The following is a 26,794-nucleotide window of genomic DNA, read 5'->3' on the forward strand; positions in this document are numbered from 1 at the left end:
TGCATGCGCTGCGGGGCCATCTCGAACGCACCGGCATGTTCGTCGTGCTGGCGATCCTCGTCATCGTGTTCGCGGTCAATCAGCCGGCCTTCCTGAATATCGACAACCTCTTTAGCATTTTGCAGGCGGTGTCGATTGTGGCGCTGCTCGGTATTGGCGTGACGGTGACGCTTGCCGCCGGTGGCTTCGATCTTTCGGTGGGCAGCGTGGCTGCATCGGCGCAGATGGCGGCGAGCTATGTGCTGATCGTCTGGCATGGCAACACGTTCGAAGCGGTTGCGGCATGCCTCGCTCTGGGTGTGGCGGCGGGGCTGTTCAACGGCGTGCTGATTACGCGCCTGCGCGTACCGGACCAGTTGGCGACGCTCGGTACGCTGTTTCTGCTGGCCGGTCTGCAACTGATTCCGACCGGCGGCCGCTCGCTCGCAACGGGTACGATCTTGCCCGACGGCACCGAAACCACCGGCGTGTTTCCGGACGCGTTTCTCGCGCTCGGACGCTTGCGGCTATTCGACGTTGTGCCGTTGCCGGTTGTCGTGCTGGCAGTTCTGACGCTGGTAGCCTGCATCGTGATGGAAACCACGCGTTGGGGGCGGGTTATCTACGCGATCGGCGGCAACGAAACCGCGGCGCGCCTCGCCGGTGCGCCGACCGCGCGATACCGCGTCGCCGCGTATGTCGCTTCGGGCGCGATCGCCTCGCTCGGCGGCGTGCTGATTGCTGCGCGCGTGGGACGTGGCGATGTCAGCGCCGGCCATTCGATGCTGCTCGATGCGGTGGCCGCCGCGCTGGTCGGCTACGCGGTCTGGGCCGCGAAGCGCCCTAACGTATTCGGCACGGTCGTCGGTGCGGTGTTTGTGGGCGTGTTGCTCAACGGATTGACGATGCTGAATGCGCCGTACTACATGCAGGATTTCATCAAAGGTGTGTTGCTGGTGGGTGCGCTGGCCTTCACGTTTAGCGTGGGGCGTGGCACAGAGTCTCATGCATAGCGGCCACGCCGCTGCGCGAAGCTGATGGCCAGCACGGCGAAGATCAGCGCGCCGGTTGCCACCTGCTGCCAATAGAAATTCCAGCCGATCAACAACAGGCCGTTGGCGACGAGGCTCAATAGCAAAACGCCCAGCAGTGTGCCGATGACGCCTGGGCGGCGCGTCGGCGACAGCGTGGTGCCAATAAAGGTTGCGCCAATCGCATTGAGCAGATAACCGTTGCCCGCCTGCGGGACGTAGGCCTTGACGGTCGACGACAGCAGCAGACCGACCACACCGTAAATCAACGCGCTGGCGATAAAGGTCACGGCCGTAATGGCAGCTACCGGCAGACCTGAATAGCGGGCCACGCCCGGCTGTGCGCCAAGCGCGGTGAGTTGCCGCCCCAGCCTGGCGTGCGCGAGCGTGACGTGCACGGCGAGCGCGAGCACTGCAACGATCCATAGCGGCACGGGCAAGCCCGCGACCGTGCCGTGTGCCAGTGCGCTGAACAGCGGTGGCAAAGCGATGTTGAGCAGATACACCGGCTGGCCGCCATCAGTGGCGAGCTGCTGGACCGTCTGGCCGATGAAGAGTGTGCCCAGCGTCGCGAGAAACGGCGCGATTCCGAGCCACCCGGTCAGTACGCCGTTGAACGCACCGACGACGAACGCCGCAGCAAGGCCGCCAAGCGCAGCCGGTGCCACGCCAACGTGATGCGCGCTCAGCAGCACGAAGACGAGGCTGGCGACATCGATGGAGGTGCCGAGCGACAGATCGATGGCGCCGAACGACAACGCGAGCGTCATGCCAAGCGCGGCGATCGCCAGCAGCGCGAAGTTGTTCAACAGTACATCGGCAAGATTGTCCGCCCGTGCAAAACCCGGCGCGAACGCCGCAAAAAATGCGATCACTGCAAGCAGTGCCCCGACCAGCGCGAAGCGCTGCAAGCGGCCTATCTGTTCAATCATGAGCGTGATTTCCGGCATGGCGGCGCACCAGCGCCGTAGTGGCGACGACGAACAGGATCAGCGCGCCTTCCACGCCGTTGACCCAGTAGCTCGACACGTTATCGAGCTGAAAGCCGTTACTGATAACGCCAATGAAGAGGACCGCGAGCAGGGTGCCTGGAATGGTCGGTACGAGCCGCCTCGAAAACACCACCCCCAAAAGCGCCGCGGCGACGGTGGCAAGCAGATTCTCACCCGCGCCGGGCGAGCTGCCGCTGAGTAGCGCGCTGGACGCCAGCGCGGCGAGCGCTGCGGCAATTCCGCTCAGGACGTAACTTGCCGCGACGTAGCGGTTCGTCCGTATGCCGGCGGCCTGGGCCGCATCCCGATGTGCGCCGGTGGCGCGCAGTCGCAGCCCGAATGGGGTGTAGTGGACCAGCACGGTGAACAGCGCTGCAACGAGGAGCAGCGCATAGGCGAGATGCGGCACGCCGAATGCGCCGTTATCGAGCAGAAAACTGAGCAGCGCGCCGCTTGCCGGCACGGAGGTGTTTTGCGTCAGCACCAGTTCAAAGCCGGCGCAGAGGTTCATCGTGGTCAGGGTCGCAAGCAAAGGAAAGATGCGCAAGACGATGACAGCAATCGCGTTAAGTACGCCCACCGTTGCGCCCGCGGCAAGCGTCAACAGCACGGCCGTTCCGGGTGCTGCGCCATCGCGCTGCGCAACGGCATAAACAGCCGCGCAGAGTCCGAGGTTGGCCGCCACCGAAAGATCGAGGCCCCCTCTAAGCGGATCAGCACCGCCGCCGATAAGCACAACCGTCAGTCCGAAGCCGAGAATCCCGACCACGACCGATTGCTGCAACACGTTCGCGAGATTCGCGAGCGTGAAGAACAGCGGCGAACTCACGGCGAAGCCGATAAACACCACCGCGAAGGCGAGCGCCGCGCCGCTTCTCAACCACCATTGGGCGCCGAACAACCGCTCGGGCAGTTCGAGTTTTCCGCTACGCGGTGCAGCATCCAGGACCTTGCTCATGCAGCGATCTCCTGTTGTGCGGTCGAATCGTGCGTGCCGCGCGCTCCGGTGGCCCATGCCAGCACTTCCTGGCTATCCGCTTCGCGCGAGACGAGTTCACGCACAATACGGCCGCGGGCCATCACGAGTACGCGGTCGGTGACGCCGAGCAGTTCGATCAGATCGCTGGAGAACAGCAGGACGCCGGCGCCGTCGCGGGCCAGCCGGTCGAGCAGCCGATAGATCTCGGTCTTGGCGCCAACGTCGACGCCCACTGTAGGTTCGTCGAGCAGATAGAGCGAGGATGTGCGGCTCAACCACTTGGCGAGCGCGACCTTCTGCTGGTTGCCTCCTGAGAGATGCCGCACGGGCGTTTCCGTACTGGAAGTGCGCACGGCCAGTTCTTCGATCAGGCGTTGAACGGTGCTGGTTTCGCGGCGTCGCGCGAGCAGGCCGAAGCGGCTAAAGCGAGCAAGGCTCGCGAGCGTCGTGTTCTCGCGCACCGAGAGCGCGGGTGCGACCCCATGCGCGCGCCGGTCCTCCGGCACGAACGCAATCTGCTGGCGCACGGCGTCTTGCGGACGGCGCAGACGCACCGCCTTGCCTTCGATTTCGATGCCGCCTTGCACGCCGCGTTCGAGTCCGAACAGGCTGCGCACCACGGGCTTGCCGCCGGAACCCAGCAAGCCGGTGATGCCGACGATCTCGCCGCGCCGCACCGCGAACGATACGTCTTCGAAGCGGCCAGGAGCGCTCAGCTTCTGCACGTTCAGGACGACGTTTCCCGGCGTGCGTGCCGCCGCCTGGGTTCGCACCTCAGCCTGCGTGCCGATCATCGCCGTGACCAGCGCTTCGGTCGGCGTCGAGCGCGCGTCGACGTGCGCGACGTCTACGCCATCGCGCAGCACGGTGACATGATCGCAGATGGCGGCGATCTCGTTGAGATAGTGCGACACGTAGAGGATCGTCAGGCCGCGTTGCCGCAGTCGCTCGATGGTCTGCAACAAACGCTCCACTTCGCGGCTGACCAGCGCTGCGGTTGGCTCATCGAACACCAGAATGCGCGGCTCGCGGATCAGTGCGCGGGTAATCTGTACGATCTGCTGCTCGGCGACGCTCAGATCGCCGATGAGCCGGTTCGGCGCTATCTCGACGCCGAAGTGAGTGTGCAACGCATCGCGAGCGTCGCGCTGCATGCGCCGCACGTCGAGCAAGCGGAAGCCGCCTGCCACACGCGGGCCGACGGTTCGTTCGTTGCCTAGCCACAGCGCTTCGGCCACGGTGAACGTGGCGGGCAGCAAGCGTTCCTGGTGAATGAACCCGATCCCCGAGGCATCGCCGTGAGGTGAGGTGTTGAGCGCCTGTGCGACACCGTCGACAGTGATGGTGCCGGAGTCGGCCGTGTAAATGCCAGCGAGTATCTTGATGAGCGTCGACTTGCCCGCGCCGTTTTGTCCAATCAGGCCATGCACGCTGCCGCGCGGAACCGTCAGCGAGGCGCCGCGCAGCGCGGGCACGCCGTCGAAATGCTTGACGAGCTCACGCAGTTCGAGCGCGGCAGGTGGGGTTGCGGAACTCATTTTGCACTGAGTTGGCCGAGAGTCTGCTGGATCGTGCCGGCGTTGTCCTTGGTGACCAGAATCGACGGTACATATGTATATGGCGCCAGCGTGCGATCACCCGCAAGATATCTCGCGACGTTATCCACTGCGGTCTTGCCGATCAACGCGGGCTGCTGCGCGACCACCGCGGCGGCGCTCGACTTCGGATCCTTCACGAGCGTAACGACGTCCGGGCTGCCATCGACCGCGTAGGTCTTGATCTCGTCGCGGTGCGCGGCGTCCACGGCCTGGGTGGCGCCGACCTGCGGCACGTCCCATGCGGCCCAGATCGCGGCAATCTGTCCCTTCGGGTACTTCGCGAGCAACTGGCTCACCTGTGCATAGGCGCTCTGCACCGTGTTCGGAATCACATCGCGCAGCTCGGGCTGGATGATATGCACCTTCGGGTAGTACTTGAGCACCGCCTTGAGCTGGTCGTAACGGATTGCGCACACCGGCACGCCGTAGAAGCCATTGAAGACGAGGATGTTGCCTTCACCGTGAATGTCGTTGACGAGCTTAAGCGCGAGCTGCTCGCCGATGAAGAAATTGTCCGACGTGGTGTCGTTGATGCTCGACGGCGATGCGGTGTCGATCGTGAACAACGGGATGTTGGCCTGGCGGATTTTCTGCAACCACGGCTCCAGCACCGTTGCAGTGCCCAATTGTTCGACGATGGCGTCGGGCTTCTGCGCGATCAGTGTCTGGATCTGCGCGATCTGGCGGTTGTCGTTGCGGCCGGCGTCAAGTGCGATTGGCGTGCCGCCGAGCCGTTTCACTTCATCCACTGCGCCCTGGTAAGCCTTCAGGTCCCAGTAGTGATCCGTGCCTGCCGCTGTGATGCCGATACGTTTGCCTTTGAGTGACGGCACGGCCGCCGCGTTGTCGCCACCGGCGGCTGCATCGGCCGTGGCCGCCGTGCCTTGGGCGTAAGCGTGAGTAAGAATGCCGCCGGTCATGCTGAAGACGGTCGCGGCCAACAACGAAGAGAGAGTGGTGTGCAAGCGTTTCATGGTGTCCAAATCAAAGAGGCAAAGGTGTCCAGCTTGCGACGACTCTAATCAACAACCCGCTGCGCATGAAACCATCAAATCAAACTATCTTTATCAGCTATACGGCGAAGTGCTTATGTGCGATTTAACATGAGTTCGTTTGCCATCCGAAGGAATATCCATTTCAGAATCGTTCAGTTTGCGTGTCTCGTACCCGCTGATAGATTGTGCGAACAGTCACTCAAGCGGAGATTCGTATGGCCGAGCTTTACGAAGCGACCTCATCGCATACGAGCGATGCGGACCAACATGCCGTGCGCATCATTCAGGACGACGCCCAGGCTATTGCCGTGGCACACGAGCTGGCGGGGCGTCTCGCGCGAGATGCGGCTGTGCGTGACCGCGAGCGTCGTTTGCCGCATGACGAGATCGAATGGTTCTCACAGTCTGGGTTATGGGCGATCACTGTGCCGAAAACCTATGGCGGCGCGGGTGTGTCGTTCGTCACGCTGACCGAAGTGATCAAGATCATCGCGGCGGCCGATCCTTCATTGGGACAGTTGCCGCAGAACCACTTCGGCCTCGTGGATGTGATTTCACTCACGGGCACTGAAGAACAGAAGCGCTACTTCTTTTCCCAGATATTAAGCGGCAAGCGCTTCGGCAATGGCTTCTCCGAAAAAGGCACCAAGCATGTGCTCGATCTGAAAACGCGCGTGCGGCAAGACGGCGACGACTACGTGGTGGACGGCACCAAGTTCTATTCGACGGGTGCGTTGTTTGCACACTTTGTGCCGGTGCTGGGACTCGACGACGACCGCAAAGGCTGGCTTGCCTATATCCCGAAGGGAACGCCGGGTCTGAACGTGATCGACGACTGGTCGGGTTTCGGGCAGCGCACCACGGCAAGCGGCACAGTGGTGCTCGAAGGCGTGCGCGTACCCGCATCGCATGTCTTTCCTGCGCACCGCGTCTCCGACTTCCCGACACTGAACGGCCCGGTCTCACAGATCATTCAGGCTGCGATCGACGCGGGGATTGCGAAGGCAGCGGTGGAAGACACGCTCACGTTTGTTCGCACGCGCTCCCGACCGTGGATTGACAGCAGTGTCGAGCGTGCCAGCGACGACCCGCTGACGGTGCGCGAAATCGGCCACTTGCATATCCAGTTGCATGCGGCCGAGGCACTGCTGGAGCGTGCGGCGCGCACACTGGATGTGATCGCCGCGCAGGGAGAAACCAGTGAGGACGATGTCGCACGGGCCTCGGTCGCGGTGGGAGAGGCCAAAGTACTAACCACCGAAATCGCATTGCTGGCGAGCGAAAAGCTCTTTGAACTGGCCGGCACCCAGGCGACGCTCGCCGAGCATAACCTCGACCGTCACTGGCGCAATGCCCGCACCCACACGCTGCACGATCCGGTGCGCTGGAAATATCATCTCGTCGGCAACTTCTATCTGAACGGCGTTAAACCGGCCCGCCATCCGTGGAATTGACGCCATGAATGCTTTGACAGAATCCGTCGCCCGTGGGGCGCAGCAGGCCGCGCGTATCGAGAACGACGAGGACGCACTAGAAGTGGCCCGCGCGTTGGCGCCCACGTTGGCCGAAGGCGCGTCGCAGCGCGATCGTGAGCGTCGTTTGCCGTATGCCGAGATCGAAGCCTATTCGGCGAGCGGCCTCTGGGGCATTGCCGTGCCGCGCGAGTTCGGTGGCGCGGCGGTGTCGTACGCCACGCTTGCGGAGGTCACTGCGATCATTTCGGAGGCCGATCCGGCACTCGGACAGATTCCGCAGAATCACTTTTTCATGCTCGATGTGCTGCGTGTAAACGGCACACATGCTCAGCAGGCCTTCTACTTCGAGCGGGCGCTGGCGGGCGAACGGTTTGGCAATGCGCTTTCCGAGCGTGGCACGAAGAATGTAAGCGACTACCGGACCACGCTTGCGCCGGAAGGTGAAGGCTTTCGGATCAACGGCACCAAGTTCTATTCGACCGGTGCATTGTTTGCGCAATGGATTCCGATTGTCGCCAAAGCGGCCGACGAAACCCTGTATGTGGCGTTTGCGAGTGCGCAGACACCCGGCTTGAGCGTCGTGGACGACTGGTCGGGTTTTGGTCAAAAGACAACCGGCAGCGGCACGACCACGCTCGACAACATCTACGTCGAAGCCTCCGCAGTCGTGCCATACAGTTCCGCGTTCGCCGCCCGGCCTACAACGGTGGGCCCGATTGGGCAACTGATTCACGCTGCCGTCGACCTTGGGATCGCGCGCGCGGCGCTTGCCGATGCGCGTCGCTTCGTGCGGGAACGGTCACGTCCGTGGATCGACAGCGGGGTGGAGCGCGCGAGTGATGATCCGCTGACGCTCGAACTGTTCGGCAAGCTCACGCTGCAGTTGCACGGCGCTGAGGCGCTGGTCGAGCGTGCGGGCCGCCGCGTCGACGACGCGGTCAAGGCGTCGAACGAACAGACGGTCGCCGCGGCCTCGATCGCGGTGGCCGAGGCCCGCGCGGCAACCACGGAGATTGCCTTGCAGGCTTCGACGCGGCTGATCGAGCTGGCGGGCACGCAGGCGACGCTTGCCGAACACAACCTCGACCGGCACTGGCGTAACGCGCGCACTCATACGCTGCACGACCCGGTGCGCTGGAAATACATTGCGGTCGGCAACTACTACCTGAACGATGTGCTGCCGCCGCGCCACGGCGCGCTCTGACGCGCTCGCTGTGCATCATCCAGGCCTCACCTAAGTGAATCCGATTATGGCCAGACAGATTCGTCTCAACGCATTCGACATGAACTGCGTCGGGCATCAGTCGCCGGGGTTGTGGGCGCATCCGCGCGATACCTCCTGGCGTTACAAGCACCTCGACTACTGGACCGAGCTTGCGAAGCTGCTCGAACGTGGCAAATTCGACGGCCTGTTTATCGCCGATGTGCTCGGCATTTATGACGTGTTCAAGGGTAACGGCGAGGCCGCGATCCGCCAGGCCGCCCAGGTGCCGGTGAATGATCCAATCCTGCTGGTTTCGGCGATGGCGGGCGTGACCGAGCATCTTGGCTTTGGCGTGACGTGCTCGCTCTCGTACGAGCATCCTTATCCGTTCGCGAGACGCATGTCGACGCTCGATCATCTGACCAACGGACGGGTGGGCTGGAACATCGTCACATCGTATCTGGATAGCGCGGCGCGCAATGTGGGCCTGCCGAGCCAGGCGAATCACGACGAACGCTACGCACTGGCCGAAGAGTATCTCGACGTCTGCTACAAGCTGTGGGAGTCGTCATGGGAAGACGACGCGGTGGTGCGCGATGCGGCACGCCAGGTTTTCACGGAACCATCCAAGGTGCATCCGATTGAACATCATGGACAGTACTTCGATGTGCCGGGTATTCACCTGTGCGAGCCGTCGCCGCAACGCACGCCGGTGCTGTATCAGGCCGGGGCGTCGAAACGCGGTAAGGACTTCGCCGCGCAGCACGCCGAATGCATTTTCATTGCCGCGCCGTCGCGCACGATTCTGAAGCAGTTTGTGGCCGACATTCGCGCTCGTGTGAAGTCGTTCGGGCGCGATCCGCACGACGTGCTGATCTTCAATCTGCATACCGTGATTACCGGCAAGACGTCGGCTGAAGCGCATGCCAAGCATGCGGACTATCGCCGCTACGCCAGCGATGAAGGCGCGCTCGCCTTGATGTCCGGTTGGACGGGAATCGACCTGTCGAAATACGATCTGGATGAACCGTTGCGCCACGTGGAGAGCAACGCCGTGCAATCCGCAGTGGAGGCGCTGTCGAGCGCCGATCCGACGCGGGTGTGGACCGTGCGTGAGATCGCGAAGTGGGGCGGCATAGGTGGCCTGGGGCCGCTGTCGGTTGGCGACCCGCAAGAGATTGCCGATGAGCTGCAGTCGTGGGTCGAGGAGACGGACGTCGACGGTTTCAACCTGGCGTATGCGCTGACGCACGAGACGTTTAGCGATTTCGTTGAGCTGGTCGTGCCGGAGTTGCAGCGTCGCGGCGTGTACAAGACCGAATATGCGCCGGGCTCGCTGCGCGAGAAGCTGCACGGCGTCGGCCCTCGTCTCGCGGAACCGCATCCTGGTGCACGGTACCGCGCACGTCATACCGCAGCCACCGAATAAATAACACATTGTTCCATTCGACCTTAACGACAAGCTGGGGAGCATTCATGAAATCGTTGTTCCGTCACACATCCCAGGTGCGCCGCATGATTGGCGCGTTGACTTTGCTTTCCGCGAGCGTGTTGCTGGGTCAAACCACGCACGCCGCACCGCTCGCGGGTGCCCCTGCGCCGTTCGACAAGGGCGGTGTGAAGATTGCGTTGGTCAATTACCTCTCGACAGGGGATTTCTTCCAGGCCTACGAGGCGGGTGCGCAGAAGCAGGCGAAAGCACTCGGCATCGATCTGCGTATATACGAAGGACGGCAAGACGCGGCCGAACAGCGCGAGCAGATTCAGCAGGCAATCAGCCTCGGCGTGTCGGCGATCATTGTGAATCATGGCTTGCCGGAATCGCTGAAGGACGTGGTGCAGCGCGCGCTCGACAAGGGCATCAAGGTAGTTGCATTCGATGTGGATCTGAACAATCCGAAGGTGCCGCAGATCGAGCAGAGCGATCATGATCTGGCCACGTTGCTTCTGAATCAGGCCTTGAAGGATAACGGCGACTCGTTTGCGGCTGGGTATGTGTACGTGGCGGGCTTCGCACCGCTCGATCGCCGCGATGCCGTGTGGCGCGACTTTAAGGCTGCTCATCCGCAGGTGCAGGAGAAAGCACGCTGGGGTACGGTGGACAATCCGATCGCACAATCGGTCGCGAATCAGGCGGCCGCTGCATACCGTGCGCATCCCGAGATTCGCGTGGTGTTTGCGCCTTACGACGAATTCGCGCGGGGCGCCAAGCTCGCTGCGGACGAGGCTAACCTCGGCTCGAAGCTGCGCATTTACAGCGCGGATATTTCGACCGCGGACATCGAGGCCATTCGCGCGCCCAATAGTGCCTGGGTCGCGACTGCCGCCACCAATCCGGCCGTGGTGGGCGCAGTCTCGGTGCGCGCGGCGGCGTTGGAGGTGGCGGGCCAGGATCCGGGGCATCGGATCGTGGTGAAGCCGACTCTCATCACGCGTGACGATCTGGTGAAGAACGACATCAAGACGATTGCCGAACTGGGCGCTAAATTCCCGGCCTTCCGCTCGAGCGACGCGGCAAATGCGGCATGGATTCCTGCCACGGAGTGACCACGCGAGGAAGTTGAATCCGCCATTGGCAGGATCGGCATCTTGAGCGACAATCGCGGCGATCTGTCGACACCCGTCGCGAGGAGTCTGCCATGTCGGTACTGGTACTGGGGTTGGTGATTTTTCTGGGCGTGCATTCGGTGCGAATCTTTGCCGAGTCGTGGCGTGCACGGCAGATTGCCCGGATGGGGGAGAAACCCTGGAAGGGCGCGTATGGGGTGGCCTCCGCCCTGGGGTTGGCGCTGATCATCTGGGGCTACGGGATCGCGCGGCGTGATCCTGTCGTGCTATGGGCGCCTCCGGTTTGGGCGCCCCACCTTACGGCACTGCTGACGCTGATTGCCTTCATTCTCTTTCTGGCCGCTTACATCCCCGGTAACCACTTCAAAGCCTGGGTCAGGCATCCGTTGGCTCTCAGCGCGGCGTTGTGGGCATTCGCGCATTTGCTGGCGAATGGCACGTTGAACGCGGTTGTCCTGTTCGCGGCTTTCTTCGTTTGGGCTGTGCTGGCCTATCGCGCCGCTCGCGGGCGGGATACGGCTCTAGGCCTGGTTTATCCGGCCGGCACGCTGGCTAGGGACGGGATAGCGGTAGTGGGTGGAGCGGTGGCCTGGGTGGTGTTTGCGTTCTGGCTGCATGGCTGGTGGATCGGGGTTCGGCCGTTGGGGTGAAGAGACCTGGAGCGAGCTTCTGTTTGTTCCGGATACCGAAGTATTGACCTTGCGTTGATTGCTCAGGCGTAAGGTGTGCCCGCCATTGCCGCTTTCAGGCCCATGGTTCCCTTGTCGACAATAGCGAGAAAGGCGGCTTTCGCTTCCTCTGTGTTTCGCCTCTGTCGAAACGTCCGGTGAGCCTGAATGAAGGCCACGCTCCACGTCGCCAAAAGCAGATCCGCCGCCAGATGGGCGTTCGGGTCACCAGGCTTTTGTCCCGCGCATTCGGATAACGCCACTGTGACGACTTGCGCGAGCTCGTCGCGTATGGCTCTTGCCCGAGCCTTGAGGGTTTCACTGCCTTCGATTGTCTCTATGAAGCCCTGGCTCTTCCCAGAAAATTCGACGAACGGGCTTCGTTCCGCAACCAGCCTATGAGCGAGCAGGCGTAGCGCCTCTAGCGGAGTAACGCCGGGATCGCGCTGCCGCAAAGCTTCGCGCAGGATCTCACGGCCCTCTTCGTCGCGATCGAAGAACATGTCCTCCTTGCGGGGGAAGTGATTGAACACTGTCATCCGCCCGACGTCGGCGGCTTCCGCGATTTCATCCACCGTTACATGATCGAAGCCCCGTTCGAGGAACAGGCGCGTGGCTGCATTGGAGATGCTTTCTCGCGTGGCGAGGCGCTTACGGGAGCGGCGGTCGGTTGATGGTGTTGACATGCTGCTATTTTATCGCATATTTTATGTACTGAGTACACATTTGGATTTGGTATATGAGAAATGCAATTGATGTGGTGGTGGTCGGAGCTGGACCGGTCGGACTCCTGAGCGCGATTGAGTTGGCTTTGGCAGGCGTGCGAGTCCTTGTGCTGGAGCGCCTGACTGCGCCGAGCACGGTGACAAAGGCGTTGGGGATCGGACCGCTTGGAAGCGAAGCGTTGCGCCGTCGCGGCATGACCGAAGCCATCGCAGCCGCCGAGGCGCGCACCTTCTCGGTGATAGAGCAGTTCACTGGGAAGGGCGGCCCGAACCTGCGCGGTCGAGGGTCCAGATTCAGCGGCCATTTCGGTGGCTTGTCCCTCATCCGTAAGGATGCGCAGAGAGAGCCGGAACGGCATGCCCGCCTGGTGGATCAGCAGGCTGTCGAAACCATGCTGGCCGAGCGGGCACGCGCGCTTGGGATCGAGGTGCGCCGCGGCTGCGAGGTTACCGGCTTCGTCCAGCGGGAAGGCGGCGTCGAGGTGGAGTGGGCTTCTCAAGCCGGCGAGGAGCGTATGCGCTGCTCCTACCTTGTTGGCTGCGACGGAGGGCGCAGCGCGGTCCGCAAGATGGCTGGTTTTGACTTCCCCGGCACGCCTCCAACCATGACAATGTATCAGGCGGTCGCCGAGATCGACCATCCCGAACGGCTGCTGCCCATCGGCTGGCGCCGCGCATCGGGTGGGGTGTTCGCCTATGGACCGTTTCCCGGTCGATTGTTCATGCTGGACTTTACCGGTCCACCGGAAGATCGGCAGGCTCCGGTTACGCGTGAGGAGATCGAGGCCGCTCTGCGCCGCATCAGCGGGACGGACGTCCGTGTGAAGGCGCTCGAAAGCGCGAGCCGATGGACGGACAACACGCGGCTTGTGAATACCTACCGCCTGGGTAGGGTGCTGCTTGCCGGCGATGCGGCGCATATCCATTCGCCGTTCGGTGGGCAGGGCCTGAGCCTTGGACTCGTGGACGCTGCCAATCTCGGCTGGAAACTCGCTGCGGTCATTCGCGGCGAGATGCCCGAAGGCCTGCTCGACACCTATACGGCCGAGCGGCGGCCCGTTGCCGAAGCCGTGCTGGCCAACACCCTTGCCCAAGTCGCCATCATGCGACCCGATCCACAAGCCGGTGCGATGCGGGATATCGTGGCGAACCTCATGCAACTCGACGAGGTCAACCGCTTCATCGGCGAGATGATGAGCGGTCTGTCCAACCGTTACGATCTCGGGTCGGAGTTGGGGGACGTTGGAAGGCTGATTGGCGACAAGCCGGTGAGCGATGGCGATGCCGGTGCTTCGCTCTACGATGTCATGCAGGATGGCATGGGCGTTTTTCTCGACGCTTCAAGCGAGCGGGCGGCTTCCAGACTTGTTGCCGCTACCGCGCGGAGGATACGCTGCGTCGCTGTCGACACAGGACCTTCGATGCTGATCCGTCCCGATGCCTGTGTTGCGTGGGTTGGTGAGGAGAGCGGTTTAGATGGACTGGAGGAGGCCATCGGCCGCTGGTTCGTCCGAACGCGGGATGAGGTTGAGAACCGTCTCCGGCCAGTTTGAGACGATACACCCCGCCACCCGCGTCGTCGCAATTGGCGTGTTGTGGAATACTCGCAGTCAAATATACTAAGCTGCCGCCGCGCAGTCAGCCGGCGGAGAAGTTTCGTCCGAAGAATTGGACCGATGGTGCCCCCAGCGAGCCTGAATCAAAAAATGTAATACAGACACGAAGAGGTCCACATGGAGTTGATGCTTGAGCGGCTATCGGAGTCGGTTGCTTCAGCGGAAAGTCTGGAGCAGCTCGCGAGGCCGTTGCTCGAAATGCTCGAACTGATCACCGGCCTTGAGTCCTTGTACCTGACTTCGATCGACGAAGAAGCGGGTCTGCAGTCCGTCGACTATGTAAGAAACGCTGGCGAACTTTTTATCCCAGAGGGACTGTCTGTCCCATGGTCCGACACGCTGTGCAAGCGTTGCCTTGAAGAAGGCCGCCGTTTTACGTCCAACGCGAGCGAGATTTGGGGCGACTCGCAGGCTGCGAGGGAGCTCGGGATCGAGACATACGCCAGCGCGCCCATTCGCGGAAGTAACGGCTCCGTTATCGGTACGCTGTGCGGGGCAAGCAAGAGCAGCCAGCCGATCGGTCCGCAGGCGTTTAGCGCCTTGAACATATTCCCGAAGCTGATTGCGCAGTATGTTGAGCGGGAACGATTGCTTAAGGATTTGAGGCAGTCAAACGAATATCTCGCGAACTTCGCTTTGACCGATTCCCTGACCGGCTTACCCAACAGGCGGGCTCTCCATGGCGAACTCGGCAGGCTATTGGCGCGAGCGGCGAGGGACGGATCTTATGTCATTGCTGGAATCATCGATCTCGACGACTTCAAGGGGATTAACGACTCGTATGGCCACGTGGTCGGCGATCACTTCTTGCGCGAGTGCGCAAAACGCCTCGCTGGAATCGTGCGCGACACGGATATGCTGGCGCGGGTCGGGGGTGATGAATTCGCTTTGGTGGCGCCTGCCCCGGTCGATGCAGAGCAGGCGCACAGCGTAGCGGATCAATTGCAGCGGCGCGCTTCCGAGGCGACTCGTGGCATCTACGCGCTCGCTGGCAGGACCATTGATTACGCCGGCGTGAGCGCTGGTGTGATCGCCGTCAGGCTCGTGTCTGTCGATCAGGCGTTAGAGCTGGCAGACGCGGCTATGTACCGCGAGAAGCGGAAGCGGAAGCTGGCTAATTCGCGTGGCGGTGAATGACCCCTGTATGAGAGATCGGGTTGTTCGCTATTAACCTCGCAGCTTCTTGCAGCGAGTACGCGACTTCGTCTTCGCTACGGCCACTGTTGATCGCTACACGCTCCCCAAACACGATTCTCAGCATGGCGCCCCCCAGATCACGACTGTGACAAGGGCGGAAGAATCGACTCGGCTCGATCGCGTCTCGCGATGAGGATCTGAATTTCTTCAGCAATCGTGTCCGGGTCGATGACCGGAATATTCGGGGCGAGCGGTGCGCCGCTGGCGGTCATGGCACGCAGGCCCGCCGAGCGATCAATGAACGCGCCGATGTTCACCGTGCCGGCATAAACTCCTCTGGACCCTACCTCGGCATTGAGCGTGAGCACATAGTTACGCGTGGCCGCCATCAGGGGGCCCACACCGCTCATGCCTGGCATCGTCACCACGGCCGTCAAGCCGCCGACGATCACGATCGCGCCGTCGCCGCGGGCAAGCATGCCTGGAAGCAAGGCATGCGATAGCTCGACAGGCGAGAACGTGAAGATGTTCGCCATGGACTGAAGTGTCGACGCATCCAGATCTACTGCCGGGACAAAGCTCACATCGGAGGGGACCGGTGCATAGACGGCTACATCGATGGGGCCGAGCCGATCCTCGACCGAACGGACGAGCGCGGGAATGCCTCCGAGATCGGTGAGATCGGCCGGAAAGGCGACCGCCTCGATACCGGCGGCTGCGAGTTCGGCGACTCGTTCTTCTAGCGGCGCGGCACGGCGCGCGACGAGTGCGACGCGATACCCGGCGCGCCCGAAACGCTGTGCAAGTGAAGTGCCGAGACCGGTGCCGGCGCCGAACAGAGCGATGGTTTTCTTGCTAGTCATTGAGTACTCCATGGGGGTGGTATGTTTCAATGACCAACTATGCTTGATAGACTAGATGCTCACAAGAACGCATAGCTTCGAGGCCTAGTCACATGCGTATGCCTGCTACCGCTCCGAGCCAACCCGGCACGAACCAGTCGTGCCAGAAGGTCAACCAGATTCTTGGCCGCATGGGTGACAAGTGGACCATTCTCACGATCACCATGCTGGCGCAGAAGCCGCGGCGCTTTAACGAGCTAAAACGCCTGATTGGCGGAATTTCCCAGCAAATGCTGACCCGCACATTGAAGGCGTTGGAACGCGACGGGATGGTGACGCGTACCGTCTATCCAACTGTCCCGCCGCAAGTCGAGTACGCGCTGACCGAACTTGGCGGGTCACTTTCCTTGCCGCTGATGCAGCTTGCAATGTGGGTCGTGGATCATCTCGACCAGATTGAAACGCATCGGGCCTCGCACGCAGTGATTCCCGATTCCAGCGACTAGATTCCTACGTGCGTCGGCCTTCGCGTCTACTATTTGAGGCGCCATAAATCATTACGGGCTGTTGAACTCTGCCCAAATGTTGCCTGCAGGCTTGCGCTACTTCAGACGATCGATAAATTCCGCGACCAGACCCGTGATTTCCTCGGGCCTCTCCAGGCTAGGCAGATGAGCGGCGCCGGACAATTCATGGTACGACCCGTTCTGCACCGTAGTTGCGACATGACGGCTTCGTTCCTGAATGCTAGGAAGGTCGAGGTCACCGTAAATCACAAGCCGTCAATCACCGCCATCAAGTCCGCGACGGCCGAAAAATCCTCCGCGTCTGCGCAGGTTTCGCCAAAGCCCCGCTGATCGTAGGCGATAGCCTTATTGCTAGTGCCGATGCCATCTAGTTGAGCGCGCCACATGCGGCGATCGGCTAACTCGATCGCGCCTGTTCGCGCATCACGTCGGCGAGAATCTGAATACCTGCATCGATCTCGCTCTCGTTCCAGGCTGCGAAGCCGAGGAACAATCCTTGCGCGCTGGTTTCGGCGAAGTAATGCCGCGACAGCGGGCGCACTATCACACCCACCTCGGCCAAGCGGTTGCATACTTCATGATCGCGGTGCAGTGGTCCGAGTTGGGCTACCACTTGCATACCGCCGTCCGGTAACGATACGGTCAAGTCGGTGCCGATGCTCTTCAGTGCATGACACAGGTAATCGCGTCGCGCGTGATAGACACGCGTCATCTTGCGAATGTGAGCGGCGTAATGCCCCTCACCAATGAAATCGGACAAGGCGTCCTGTAACGTCATGCTGACAACCTGACCGGTGTGTCTTTGTGCATTGGCAAATACTTCCACAAAACGCCTGGGCACGACGACGTAACCCACCCGAATGTCTGCGTGCAGCGACTTCGAAAACGTGCCGACGTAAAACACACTGTCTGCTTTGTCGGAACCCTGTAGTGCGGCTACGGGACGCCCCTCGTAGTGAAATTCACTGTCGTAGTCGTCTTCGATAATCTGGGCGCCCACTCGAGCAGCAAATCGCAGCAGTGCCTGTCGACGAGGAGCCGGCATCAGCAATCCCGTTGGATGCTGGTGCGCGGGTGTGACAAATACCAGGCGTGGCGTGTCCGTCGATCCTTCGAAGGCCATACCGCTTCGATCAAGCGCGATGCCTCGCACCGTTGCACCCGCAGCTTCGAAAGCGACGCGCGCGCCGCTGTAGCCCGGGCTCTCGATCCACGCGACATCGCCCGGGTCCAGCACCATCCGGGCGATGAGCGTGATGGCAGCCTGTGCGGTGGGCATCAAGAAAACCTGTTGCGCGTCTGCGTTGACGCCGCGGTATTCGACAAGGTGATGCAGCAGTGCCTTCTGCAACTCGGGCCGGTTGCAGGCCATGCTTCGTCGAGCGAGCGCATGGCGTGTGGCCGTGCGCAGACATCGCCCCCACATCGCGTGCGGAAACTCCCGTGCATCGGCCACGCAGGGCGCAAATGGCTTCGGGCGTCCATCCCCAGTGAATGGCCAGCCGCTCCGGCCGATCTGTTGCGCCCATTGGGACATCCCTGTAACGCTGTCTGAAGCAGGCGTATGCGGTTCAATCGCGATCAGGCTTGCCGACGGCATTGGCGCTACGACAGGGCGGCGCCCGCGTGAGACGTCGAGATAACCCTCCATGGCGAGTTGCTCGATCACCGCAGAGACGGTGTTTCTCGACACGCTCAGGTGGAGCGCAAGTTCCCGGCTGGAAGGCAGACGCCTCCCGCTTGCAAGCGTTCCCGCCGCAATGGCGTGCCTTAGCTGATCGCATAGCTGCCGTGTGAGAGCAACGCCGCTTTGCGGGTCAACTTTGAAATCGAACAAACCGGCGAGAGCGTTAACCATAAACTGGCCCTATGTTTTTATAAAAACATACCCTTTCTGAAAGTGCCAGTCAAACCTATAGTCGTATCAGCTTCCGTCACCTATGAGTTCGTACACGACGTAGTTCGCGGCGGTTACCAATAACCGAATTTCACCGGCCATGGAGTTAATACAGTATGGAAATCACCGATGTCTCCCATGCTTTGCAAATCTATTTCGACGTCATGTATGAATGCGATCTGGAAAAATTTGACCTCATATTTCACCCAACAAGTTCTCTTTTCACAATGAGGAGCGGTGAGCTAAACGTTCGTCCGTTTGCTCAATATCGCTCGGAGATTGCGGCGCGTACACCGCCTAAGAGCGTGTCACAGCCACGTATTGATGCGGTTCTTCAGATTGCCATGCTGTCGTCGGAGATAGCGTTCGCGCAGGTTCGTGTCCGCATCTTCGAGAAAGTCTTCATCGATAACCTCAACCTGCTGAAGTTCGACGGACGCTGGATGATCGTTGCGAAAATTTTTCACCACGCTGAAACAATCGAGGCTTAGCGACGCCTTGACGCCGCCCTCAAACAAAACGTGCCAAGCTCAATGAGACGACACATACATCGCATCATCAAACGGTGCCGGGACGGCAAAGCTTGCGCGCATGCGCCTCGTCTCCGCTGCCGGCGTCAAGCCAAAGAGTCTCTTGAACTCTCTGCTGAACTGGGATGCGCTCGTGTAGCCCACTGCGTAGCTCGCCGCCTCCGCGGTCAGGTCCTCGCGGACCATAAGCAGACGAGCCTGATGCAACCGCGTAGACTTGACGTATTGCATCGGAGAAACCTGTGTTATCGCCTTGAAGTGGCAGTGGAAGCTCGGAATGCTCATTCCCGCTTCCTCGGCCAACTGCATCACATCCAGCGGTTGCGCGTAGCCGGCATGGATAAGGCGTAGCGATCTGCCTATCCGGCCGAATTGCCCTCTCATCGCCAACGCCTCACGCATCGAACTTCCTTGCGCTCCGGTGAGCACACGGAAGTAAAGTTCACGCAGCAGGCCCGGGCCCAATACAGCGGCTTCGAGCGGCGCATGCATCGCCTCGAGGAAGCGCAATACGGAGGCCTGCATCGCGTCGTCCATTGGCGTCGACATCATGCTTTGAGGCGCTTGCACGTGTTCCTTGGCGCCTGCCCGATCGATCTGCACGGCCAGTTCCGCGGCCAAGGTGAAATCGAGGTGGAGGTACAGGGCGAGCAACGGGCGCTCCTGGGTTGCATCGGTCTCCATGCTGAACGGAACGGGCACGGACACCGCCAGGTAGTGATGTTCGTCATACAGGTAAAGCTGGTCGCCGAAGTAACCTCGCTTGCGACCCTGGCAAACAATCACGATGCCGGGATCGTACAGAACCGGCGTGCGTGACAGTGCCCGGTTCGAACGCAGGATGCGCACGCTCGACAGCGCCGTGAGGTTGTAGCCCTCCTCGGGCGCCAGTGCGCGAAGCAGCGCAATCATGCGCTTCTGGCTGCGCGGCGAGAGATCAGGATGATAGGTAGAGGCTCGCTTCGTACTCATAGTTTTAGGCAAGAAAGATAGCGAAATCCGGCTTAATCAGCCCCGCTCTTCAGACTAGTATGCACTCTCAAGTTCACGTTCGGGAGAAGCTTAAATGGCATCTAGCAAAATTCTGCTCATTACGGGCGTCAGCAGCGGCTTTGGCCGCGCGCTGGCACAAGAGGCGCTAGCCTCGGGTCACAAAGTCGTCGGAACGGTGAGAAGTGCGCAGGCAAAGCGCGAGTTTGAGTCTTTGTCCGCGAATGCCGCATTTGCGCGCGTGCTTGACGTGACCGACTTCGATGCCATCGACGACATCGTGGCGGAGATTGAGACGACCGTCGGACCCATCGATGTTCTGGTCAACAATGCCGGCTATGGGCATGAAGGCGTCATGGAAGAATCGCCTTTGTCCGAGATGCGCAGACAGTTCGATGTGAATGTGTTCGGAGCAGTCGCCATGATGAAGGCCGTCTTGCCCTTCATGCGTGAGCGCCGGCGTGGCCACATTCTGAACATCACGTCGATGGGCGGCTATATCACCATGCCGGGCATCGCCTATTACTGCGGAAGCAAATTCGCGCTGGAGGGTATCTCCGAGGCGCTGGGTAAAGAGGTCAAGCCGCTCGGCATCGCCGTGACAGCCGTTGCGCCAGGCTCGTTCCGCACCGACTGGGCGGGCCGCTCGATGACGCGCACGCCCCGTTCGATTGCGGACTACGATCCTGTTTTCGACCCCGTGCGCAAAGCCCGTGAGGAGAAAAGCGGCAAGCAATTGGGGGACCCCAAAAAGGCGGCGCGCGCGATGCTCGCCGCAATCGCTGCGGACCACCCACCCGCGCATCTTTTGCTCGGTAGCGACGCACTCGGGCTCGTGAGGGACAAGTTGTCGGCGCTGGAAGAGGAGATCCGTGCCTGGGAGGTCGTCACGGTTTCGACTGACGGCTAAAGACTCGCCAGGACGAAAAAAGGCCCGCATGACGCGGGCCTAAAAATACTCGGAGTTTCGCAATCGAAGTCGCGAGCCGCGATCCTATCGCGCGATTGTGAAGGCGGCGTGAAAGCTTACAAATCAAAGAACACGGTTTCCTGCTCGCCTTGCATGCGAATATCGAACCGGTACACGGTCTTGCTCGTACCGGGCTCGCGCCGTGCGATCAGCGTGGCACGGCGATCCGCGGGCACTAAAGCGAGTACCGGATCGCTTTCATTCGCCGCAGTCTCGTCATCGAAGTAAATCCGCGTGAACGTATGCAGCAACATCCCGCGCATCGTCACGATCACATTCAGATGTGGTGCCTCGTTCGGAGCGGCACGTCCCGGCTTCACCGTCTCGACGACAAAGCGCTTGTGCGGATCAGTCCCGGTGCCAACCCGCGCGAATCCACGGAAGCCGCTCGCTTCAACTTCCGCCCGCGAGGCTGGATACCGCCCCTGGCTATCCACCTGCGACACCTCCAGCATTGCATCGCCGATTACCTTGCCGTCGCCATCGAATACCTGGCCCACAATCGTGATGTGGTCGCCGGCTGCTTCATGGTCGGCAACTGCAGGCGTGAAGAGGCTCTTGAAGTCGAAGTTGTATTGTTCCGGGCACAGCCCATACGCGAAATACGGTCCAACCGTTTGCGACGGCGTTTGCTTGAGTGTCGTCATGACTTAGCGCTCCATCGGGGTTTCGTTAGGGCCGCGCAGCACGATGTCGAAATCGTAGCCGAGCGCGTACGCTTCCTGCGTCGTATCCAGCGAGAAGCGCGATACCAGGCGTTCGCGCGCATGCTCGGGCGTGCCCTGGAAGATCGGATCGAAAGCCAGTAGCGGATCGCCCGGGAAGTACATTTGCGTCACGAGCCGCGAGCCGAAGTGGTCGCCGAACAGCGAAAAGTGAATGTGGTTCGGACGCCATGCATTCGGGTGATTGCCCCACGGATAAGCGCCCGGCTTGATCGTCAGAAAACGATAGCGCCCCTCGTTGTCGGTGAGGCAGCGCCCTGCGCCCAAGAAATTCGGATCCAGCGGCGCATCGTGCTGGTCGGCCTTGTGCACGTAGCGGCCTGCTGCGTTGGCTTGCCAGATCTCAACCAGCGTGTTGCGCACCGGGCGGCCGCCTTCGTCGAGCACGCGGCCCGTCACGATGATCCGTTCGCCTAGCGGCTCGCCGTTACGCACCGCGTTGCGCGTCAAGTCGTGGTCAAGCGCGCCAAGGTCTTCTGCGCCATACACCGGCACGCGCTGATCGCGCAGCTTTTCCTTCAGCGGAATCAGCGGGCGGGTCGGGCCGCGCTTTACCGACGAGCCGTAGCCGGGATACACGTAAGGGGGGTGCGAGTCGAAATCGCGCGGAGTGAGGATGGGCTCGTCCATGGGGATGTCTCCTTGGATGAATTATGGAATAACGGGCTATGGTGCGACTTTAGCCAATCCAAGAAGTTATGAAAAATGACGTTTTCGCGCCTTTCGTATAACCTCTCGTTATGCAACGAAGCCTCGCGGATAGCCGCGTCAAATTCCGTCATCTCCAGTGCTTTCTGGCCGTCGCGCAGTTTGGCGGGGTTCAGAAGGCGGCTGAGAGCCTGTCCATCACCCAGCCGGCGGTCTCCAAGACGGTCGCCGAGCTGGAGGCGATTCTCGGCGTCAAGCTGTTCGAGCGCGGCCGTCATGGCGCCGTGACCACGCGTGAGGGGCAGCTCTTCATGCCGCATGCCAGCGCCTGTGTCAGCGCGCTGCGGCAAGGCGTCGATCTGCTCGCACGTGCGGAGGGTGCGGCGTCGGCCACGCTGGAGATCGGCGTTTTGCCCACCGTTGCCAGCGCGCTTGTGCCGCCAGTCCTGAAGCTGTTTGCTGTGCAGTGGCCGCGTGCGATCGTGCGCCTTGCCACCGGCGCCAACGCGGAGCTGCTGGAGCGCCTGAAAGCCGGCTCGATCGAATTCGCGGTGGGGCGTCTGGCCGACCCTGAACGCATGGTCGGACTCAGCTTCGAGCAGCTTTTCACCGAGCCGCTAATTGCCGTGGTGCGCGCCGGGCATCCGCTGGCGGCAAGTGCCGGGCTGCCGGCCGCGCTGCTTGATGGCTTCACGGTGGTGGTGCCGCCGTTCGGCACCTTGATCCGGCAGTCCGCGGACAGTCTGCTGGCGGCGTGGGGTGTGCCGCCGCTATCGGCCTTCGTGGAGGTATTGTCGGTCTCGACCGGCCGGGCGCTGGCGCTCGAGAATGACGCGGTCTGGTTCGTGCCGCAAAGCGCCGTCGAATATGAATTGGCCCATGGCATGCTCGTGCGCTTGCCGTTGCCCCTGCCGTTTGCGGGTACCGGCACAGGCGAGCCGGTCGGCCTGATCCGCCGCTCCGACTCGCAGCCGTCTCCCGTCGGCATGGCTTTGATCGACGCGCTTCGCACGGTCGCGCGGCAGCGCACGGCGGTGGCTGCGTCTGCGACGCCAGCCAAGGCCAGGCGAGGGGCGCCGAAGCCTCGCCGCAAGCCGGCCTGAGGCGGTCGCAAAAGTCCGTCGGGCGCTCCCACGCGTTGCGCAGCGAGATCCACTTGCACGGCGGGGCCGCAAAGCGCAGCATGCGCGATCGCGCCGCCAGCGGGTGAACCATTCAGTACAAAATGCAGTTGCGGACGGACCCGTCTCCGGTGTACAAACACGGTGCCAAAGCGCTAGCTGTGATCGACAGGAGATTGCCATGTCCAACGACTTGCCCACCCCGAGCGCCGCGCTGCAGGCCGCAGCAGACCCGGAGCACAATCCGCTCGGCACCGCTGGACTCGAGTTCGTGGAGTTCGCCGCACGCGATCCGCTGGCGCTCGGCCAGACCTTCGAGCAGCTCGGCTTCAAACCGATCGCGCGCCATATCAGCAAGGATGTCACCCTGTACCGCCAGGGCGAGATGAATTTCCTGCTCAATGCCGAGCCGGATTCGTTCGCCTCGCGCTACGCGGAGGAATACGGCGTGGGCATTTGCGCGGTCGGCATTCGCGTGGCCGATGCCCCGCGCGCCTTCGAGCGGGCCATCGAACTCGGCGCATGGGCCTTCGAAGGCGAGAAGACCGGCAAGGGCGAACTGGTGATCCCGGCCATCCAGGGCATCGGCGATTCGCACATCTACTTCGTCGACCGCTGGCGCGGCCGCGGCGGCCTGCGCGGCGGGGTCGGCGATATTTCGATCTTCGACATCGATTTCCGCCCCATCGAGATCGACACAGCCCACGCCGACCTGAGTCACGCCGGCACGGGTCTCGTCGCCATCGATCATCTGACGCAAACCGTCGGCGCGGGCCGGATGCAGGAGTGGCTCGATTTCTATCGCGACCTGCTCAACTTCCGCGAGATTCACGAGCTGCACGCCAACTGGCACGTCTCCGCCGAATCGCGCGTGATGGTGTCGCCGTGCGGCGCGATCCGCATTCCGCTCTATGAGGAAGGCACGCGCCGTACCAACCTGATGCACGAGTATTTGCCGGATCATCCGGGCGAAGGGGTGCAGCATATCGCCCTCGCCACCGACGATATCTTTGCCTGCGTCGAGCAACTGATTGCGAATGGGGTCGAATTTGTCGAGCCGCCGCCGCGCTATTACGAGCAGATCGATGCGCGGCTGCCGGGGCATGGGCTCGACCTCGAGCGGCTCAAGCACTGCCGGGTGCTGGTGGACGGCGAGATCGGCGCGGACGGCGTGCCGCTGCTGTTTTTTCAGACCTTTGTGCGGCGTCGCGCCGGTGAGATCTTCTTCGAGATCGTGCAGCGCAAGGGGCATCATGGCTTCGGCGAGGGCAACCTGAGCGCGCTGGCGCAGGCTCGTTGAACTCGCGCCGCAGCGACAGCAAAAACAAAAACGAAAGCGGCGGCGGAGATAGAAACCACGGCCCGAAATCCGCCAATCCACCAATCCGCCACTCAGTCTTCGTCCGCCTCGTGAGCCAGCACCGGATTCGCCGCCCCATACAGCGCCGCCTGCCCGAGCAACCATTCCCGGAAACTCGCCAACGGCCGGCCGTGGCTGAGTTCGGTGGGGTAGACCAGGTAGTAAGCAGCTTCGGCAATGGCCGGCGCATCGAATGGCACAACCAGCCCGAGCCGTTCGAGTTGCGCCTCCACGAAGAACCTCGGCACCAGAGCAATGCCGAGTCCCGCCGCGGCGCCGCTGATGAGCATCGTATGCAGTTCGTAGCGCACGCCCTGCATGGCCCGGTTATCTTCTACGCCTAGCTTCTCGAACCAGTTGGCCCAGCCATCCGGGCGCGTCGTCGAGTGCAGCAGCGGGTAATCGAGCAGATCCGCCGGTGTGGACACCGGCCGCTTCAGCAGGCTCGCTGCGCAGACCGGAATGACCTCCTCGCGAAACAGGAAATCAGCGGAGGTGCCGGGCCAGGTCGGTTTGCCATAGTGGATGGCCGCTTCGAAGTGGGTCTCCGCAAACGGAAAGGTGCCGGTGCGCACGCCCAGGTTCACGCGCACGTCCGGATACCTTGCGTTGAAATCGGCGAGCCGTGGGATCAGCCAGTGCGAGGCGAAGGTGGGCAGGGCGGCCAGTTCCAGGTAGCCGCCGCCACTGCCGTGCGCGATGATCGACAGCGTGTCGCGGTCGAGCCCTTCCAGTGCGCGGGCCACCTGCGCGCTGTAGACCTTGCCTGCCTTGGTGAGTACGACGCGTTGCTTGACTCGCACAAAGAGCTGCACGCCGAGATTACCCTCCAGCGTCGCAATCTGTCGCGAGACCGCGCTCTCGGTCAGGAACAGCTCGCGCGCCGCGTGCGTGAAACTCTCATGTCTTGCCGCCGCTTCGAAAGCGAGCAGCGCGCCCATGCTGGGGATCTTGAACTTTCGCACCTTGATTCCAAAAACGCATCAAGTCTGCATATTATCTCGCTTTACGGCGGCCCCGCGAATTTGAATAATCACGGCCAAACGATGCTGTATTTGCCTGCTCATGCGGTGCTGGCGGCTCCCCACTGATGCGCCGGCTTCTCTCGCCGGCCCTCCTGAGAAAGAACATGCAGAACCCACGGAATGCAAATGTTGAACAACTGCTCCTGAAACTGATTGGCGCCGAGAAGACCGCTGCGCTCTTCAGGACGCTGAATCACCCGCAAGTCCTCGATGAATGGGAAGTGGGTGTGGTGACTCGCGCCGAGATCGCCCAAGCCATGAACATGGTTCTGTTCGAGGATCTGCTGGCGCGTTCGGCGAACGGCCGGGCGTACACCCAGGACGCCCTGGCGGCAGGCGGCAGCGTGTACTTCGACCACGGTGCGCTGCGCACGGTGCGCTGGCCGGCAAGTGGTGCGCTGCCGCCCGGCGAAGCCGCGTTCGCGCGCATCCTGCGGCCGCTGGGCTTTCGCATCAATGGCCGCTACCCGCTGGATCGGCTCGGTATGACCGGGCGCGCGTGGGCGCATGAGGACGCGCCGGACCAAATCGCCCAGTTCTTCGTCAGCGAGCTGCATCCGGAGCGCTTTTCCACTGGGTTCCAGCAGGCTGTGACGAATGTGATCGGCGCTTCGCGTGATCCGTTGACTCCGGCGGCCACCGGGCATCTTTGGGAACTCGAGCGTGAAGGCGTGCTGCCGCTCGATGCGGCGCACGAATTGCTGCCGGTGATCGTGGGTGCGTTTGCACGCCAGCACGAGATACCCAGTGAAGCGGACTACGAGGTATTGCTGAAGGAGTCGGCGGAAATGGCGTGGATCGCCACCGAAGGTAACGCGTTTAACCATGCGACCGATCGTGTCGCAGACGTGTTCCAGCTTTCGGATGACGAAAAAGCCAAAGGCCGTCCGATGAAACCGGAAGTGGAGCGTTCGCGCTCGGGCCGGGTGTTCCAGACCGCCTATCGTGCCGACACCGTCAAGCGCGAATTTCGCGCCGCCGATGGCAGCACCGTGACGCGCGAGGTGCCGGGTTCGTTCTACGAGTTCATCACCCGCAAGCGTACGTTCGATCAGGACTCACGCCGCTGGGAAACGGACCTGCGTTTCGATGCAGGCAACGCTCAGGGCATCTTCAAGATGACCGCCGGCCAGGCCGCCTGAACAGGTCTACGCTACGCGAGCAAGGCGCAACAGCGCGGTGCCGGTAAGCT

Annotated in this window: 25 protein-coding genes; 14 read left to right on the forward strand and 11 right to left on the reverse strand. The window is 61.9% G+C overall.

Going from position 1 to position 26,794, the window contains the following annotated elements; genetic code table 11:
* Window positions 1-35: 35 nt before the first annotated feature.
* Complete coding sequence (locus tag FFS45_RS28635) at window positions 36-992, forward strand: ABC transporter permease (protein WP_249362971.1); 957 nt, start codon at window positions 36-38, stop codon at window positions 990-992.
* Here FFS45_RS28635 and FFS45_RS28640 read toward each other — a convergent pair.
* The 4 genes from FFS45_RS28640 to FFS45_RS28655 are packed head-to-tail and all read right to left on the reverse strand — an operon-like array spanning window position 983 to window position 5,553.
* Window positions 983-1,942 carry an ABC transporter permease gene (locus FFS45_RS28640; protein WP_137958005.1) on the reverse strand — a complete coding sequence of 320 codons (960 nt, stop codon included), beginning with the start codon at window positions 1,940-1,942 and terminating at the stop codon, window positions 983-985. The genes FFS45_RS28635 and FFS45_RS28640 overlap by 10 nt on opposite strands.
* Complete coding sequence (locus FFS45_RS28645; RefSeq protein ID WP_137958006.1) at window positions 1,935-2,960, reverse strand: ABC transporter permease; 1,026 nt, start codon at window positions 2,958-2,960, stop codon at window positions 1,935-1,937. Before FFS45_RS28645 ends, FFS45_RS28640 begins: the two co-directional genes overlap by 8 nt.
* Entirely contained in the window at window positions 2,957-4,519 is a 1,563-nt protein-coding gene (locus tag FFS45_RS28650; RefSeq protein WP_137958007.1) for a sugar ABC transporter ATP-binding protein, read from the reverse strand. The genes FFS45_RS28645 and FFS45_RS28650 overlap by 4 nt, the downstream gene beginning before the upstream one ends.
* Window positions 4,516-5,553, reverse strand: a complete 1,038-nt coding sequence (locus tag FFS45_RS28655) for a sugar ABC transporter substrate-binding protein (RefSeq protein WP_249362968.1) — start codon at window positions 5,551-5,553, stop codon at window positions 4,516-4,518. Before FFS45_RS28655 ends, FFS45_RS28650 begins: the two co-directional genes overlap by 4 nt.
* 236 nt (window positions 5,554-5,789) lie before the next feature.
* On the opposite strand from FFS45_RS28655, the gene FFS45_RS28660 reads away from it, so the two are divergent.
* From FFS45_RS28660 to FFS45_RS28680, 5 genes are all read left to right on the forward strand, one after another.
* Window positions 5,790-7,028, forward strand: coding sequence for an SfnB family sulfur acquisition oxidoreductase (locus tag FFS45_RS28660; RefSeq protein ID WP_137958008.1), 1,239 nt, complete (start codon window positions 5,790-5,792; stop codon window positions 7,026-7,028).
* A 4-nt stretch (window positions 7,029-7,032) separates the two neighbouring features.
* Window positions 7,033-8,253, forward strand: coding sequence for an SfnB family sulfur acquisition oxidoreductase (locus tag FFS45_RS28665; RefSeq protein ID WP_137958009.1), 1,221 nt, complete (start codon window positions 7,033-7,035; stop codon window positions 8,251-8,253).
* Window positions 8,254-8,299: 46 nt separating this feature from the next.
* Window positions 8,300-9,682, forward strand: coding sequence for an LLM class flavin-dependent oxidoreductase (locus tag FFS45_RS28670; protein ID WP_137958010.1), 1,383 nt, complete (start codon window positions 8,300-8,302; stop codon window positions 9,680-9,682).
* Between the two features lie 47 nt (window positions 9,683-9,729).
* Entirely contained in the window at window positions 9,730-10,800 is a 1,071-nt protein-coding gene (locus tag FFS45_RS28675) for a substrate-binding domain-containing protein (protein WP_137958011.1), read from the forward strand.
* Between the two features lie 92 nt (window positions 10,801-10,892).
* A complete protein-coding gene (locus FFS45_RS28680; protein ID WP_137958012.1) occupies window positions 10,893-11,471 on the forward strand; it encodes an NnrU family protein in 579 nt (192 codons plus the stop codon).
* Between the two features lie 62 nt (window positions 11,472-11,533).
* On the opposite strand, the gene FFS45_RS28685 is transcribed toward FFS45_RS28680, so the two are convergent.
* Entirely contained in the window at window positions 11,534-12,175 is a 642-nt protein-coding gene (locus FFS45_RS28685; protein WP_137958013.1) for a TetR/AcrR family transcriptional regulator, read from the reverse strand.
* Between the two features lie 53 nt (window positions 12,176-12,228).
* Between FFS45_RS28685 and FFS45_RS28690 the strand changes: the two genes are divergently transcribed.
* Both FFS45_RS28690 and FFS45_RS28695 read left to right on the forward strand, forming a co-directional pair.
* Complete coding sequence (locus FFS45_RS28690; RefSeq protein WP_137958014.1) at window positions 12,229-13,767, forward strand: FAD-dependent oxidoreductase; 1,539 nt, start codon at window positions 12,229-12,231, stop codon at window positions 13,765-13,767.
* A 180-nt stretch (window positions 13,768-13,947) separates the two neighbouring features.
* Window positions 13,948-14,967: a sensor domain-containing diguanylate cyclase gene (locus FFS45_RS28695; protein ID WP_137958015.1), complete on the forward strand. Its 1,020-nt coding sequence runs from the start codon at window positions 13,948-13,950 to the stop codon at window positions 14,965-14,967.
* Between the two features lie 137 nt (window positions 14,968-15,104).
* On the opposite strand, the gene FFS45_RS28700 is transcribed toward FFS45_RS28695, so the two are convergent.
* Window positions 15,105-15,830: an SDR family NAD(P)-dependent oxidoreductase gene (locus tag FFS45_RS28700; RefSeq protein WP_137958016.1), complete on the reverse strand. Its 726-nt coding sequence runs from the start codon at window positions 15,828-15,830 to the stop codon at window positions 15,105-15,107.
* Window positions 15,831-15,922: 92 nt separating this feature from the next.
* On the opposite strand from FFS45_RS28700, the gene FFS45_RS28705 reads away from it, so the two are divergent.
* A complete protein-coding gene (locus tag FFS45_RS28705; RefSeq protein ID WP_137958017.1) occupies window positions 15,923-16,315 on the forward strand; it encodes a helix-turn-helix domain-containing protein in 393 nt (130 codons plus the stop codon).
* 418 nt (window positions 16,316-16,733) lie between these two features.
* Here the strand turns inward: FFS45_RS28705 and FFS45_RS28710 are convergent, their stop codons facing one another.
* Window positions 16,734-18,194 carry a PLP-dependent aminotransferase family protein gene (locus tag FFS45_RS28710; RefSeq protein WP_137958018.1) on the reverse strand — a complete coding sequence of 487 codons (1,461 nt, stop codon included), beginning with the start codon at window positions 18,192-18,194 and terminating at the stop codon, window positions 16,734-16,736.
* 155 nt (window positions 18,195-18,349) lie between these two features.
* On the opposite strand from FFS45_RS28710, the gene FFS45_RS28715 reads away from it, so the two are divergent.
* Window positions 18,350-18,724, forward strand: a complete 375-nt coding sequence (locus FFS45_RS28715; RefSeq protein ID WP_137958019.1) for a nuclear transport factor 2 family protein — start codon at window positions 18,350-18,352, stop codon at window positions 18,722-18,724.
* A 39-nt stretch (window positions 18,725-18,763) separates the two neighbouring features.
* Here FFS45_RS28715 and FFS45_RS28720 read toward each other — a convergent pair whose 3' ends face one another.
* Window positions 18,764-19,735 carry an AraC family transcriptional regulator gene (locus FFS45_RS28720; protein WP_137958020.1) on the reverse strand — a complete coding sequence of 324 codons (972 nt, stop codon included), beginning with the start codon at window positions 19,733-19,735 and terminating at the stop codon, window positions 18,764-18,766.
* 94 nt (window positions 19,736-19,829) lie between these two features.
* On the opposite strand from FFS45_RS28720, the gene FFS45_RS28725 reads away from it, so the two are divergent.
* A complete protein-coding gene (locus FFS45_RS28725; RefSeq protein WP_137958021.1) occupies window positions 19,830-20,663 on the forward strand; it encodes an oxidoreductase in 834 nt (277 codons plus the stop codon).
* 116 nt (window positions 20,664-20,779) lie between these two features.
* On the opposite strand, the gene pcaG is transcribed toward FFS45_RS28725, so the two are convergent.
* On the reverse strand, window positions 20,780-21,370 hold the full coding sequence (gene pcaG / locus FFS45_RS28730; protein WP_137958022.1) for a protocatechuate 3,4-dioxygenase subunit alpha: 591 nt from the start codon (window positions 21,368-21,370) through the stop codon (window positions 20,780-20,782).
* Window positions 21,371-21,373: 3 nt separating this feature from the next.
* Window positions 21,374-22,078: a protocatechuate 3,4-dioxygenase subunit beta gene (gene pcaH / locus FFS45_RS28735; RefSeq protein WP_137958023.1), complete on the reverse strand. Its 705-nt coding sequence runs from the start codon at window positions 22,076-22,078 to the stop codon at window positions 21,374-21,376.
* Between the two features lie 110 nt (window positions 22,079-22,188).
* Here pcaH and pcaQ point away from each other — a divergent pair, with 110 nt between their 5' ends.
* Together pcaQ and FFS45_RS28745 are read left to right on the forward strand one after the other, a co-directional pair.
* Window positions 22,189-23,199: a pca operon transcription factor PcaQ gene (gene pcaQ, locus FFS45_RS28740; protein WP_137958024.1), complete on the forward strand. Its 1,011-nt coding sequence runs from the start codon at window positions 22,189-22,191 to the stop codon at window positions 23,197-23,199.
* 199 nt (window positions 23,200-23,398) lie between these two features.
* Window positions 23,399-24,517 carry a VOC family protein gene (locus FFS45_RS28745; RefSeq protein ID WP_137958025.1) on the forward strand — a complete coding sequence of 373 codons (1,119 nt, stop codon included), beginning with the start codon at window positions 23,399-23,401 and terminating at the stop codon, window positions 24,515-24,517.
* Between the two features lie 92 nt (window positions 24,518-24,609).
* On the opposite strand, the gene FFS45_RS28750 is transcribed toward FFS45_RS28745, so the two are convergent.
* Window positions 24,610-25,542, reverse strand: coding sequence for a LysR substrate-binding domain-containing protein (locus tag FFS45_RS28750; RefSeq protein WP_137958026.1), 933 nt, complete (start codon window positions 25,540-25,542; stop codon window positions 24,610-24,612).
* 164 nt (window positions 25,543-25,706) lie between these two features.
* On the opposite strand from FFS45_RS28750, the gene FFS45_RS28755 reads away from it, so the two are divergent.
* A complete protein-coding gene (locus FFS45_RS28755; protein WP_137958027.1) occupies window positions 25,707-26,744 on the forward strand; it encodes a DUF1338 domain-containing protein in 1,038 nt (345 codons plus the stop codon).
* Window positions 26,745-26,794: the final 50 nt, after the last annotated feature.

This window comes from Burkholderia sp. 4M9327F10 (assembly GCF_005503145.1).
Taxonomy (GTDB): Bacteria; Pseudomonadota; Gammaproteobacteria; order Burkholderiales; family Burkholderiaceae; genus Paraburkholderia.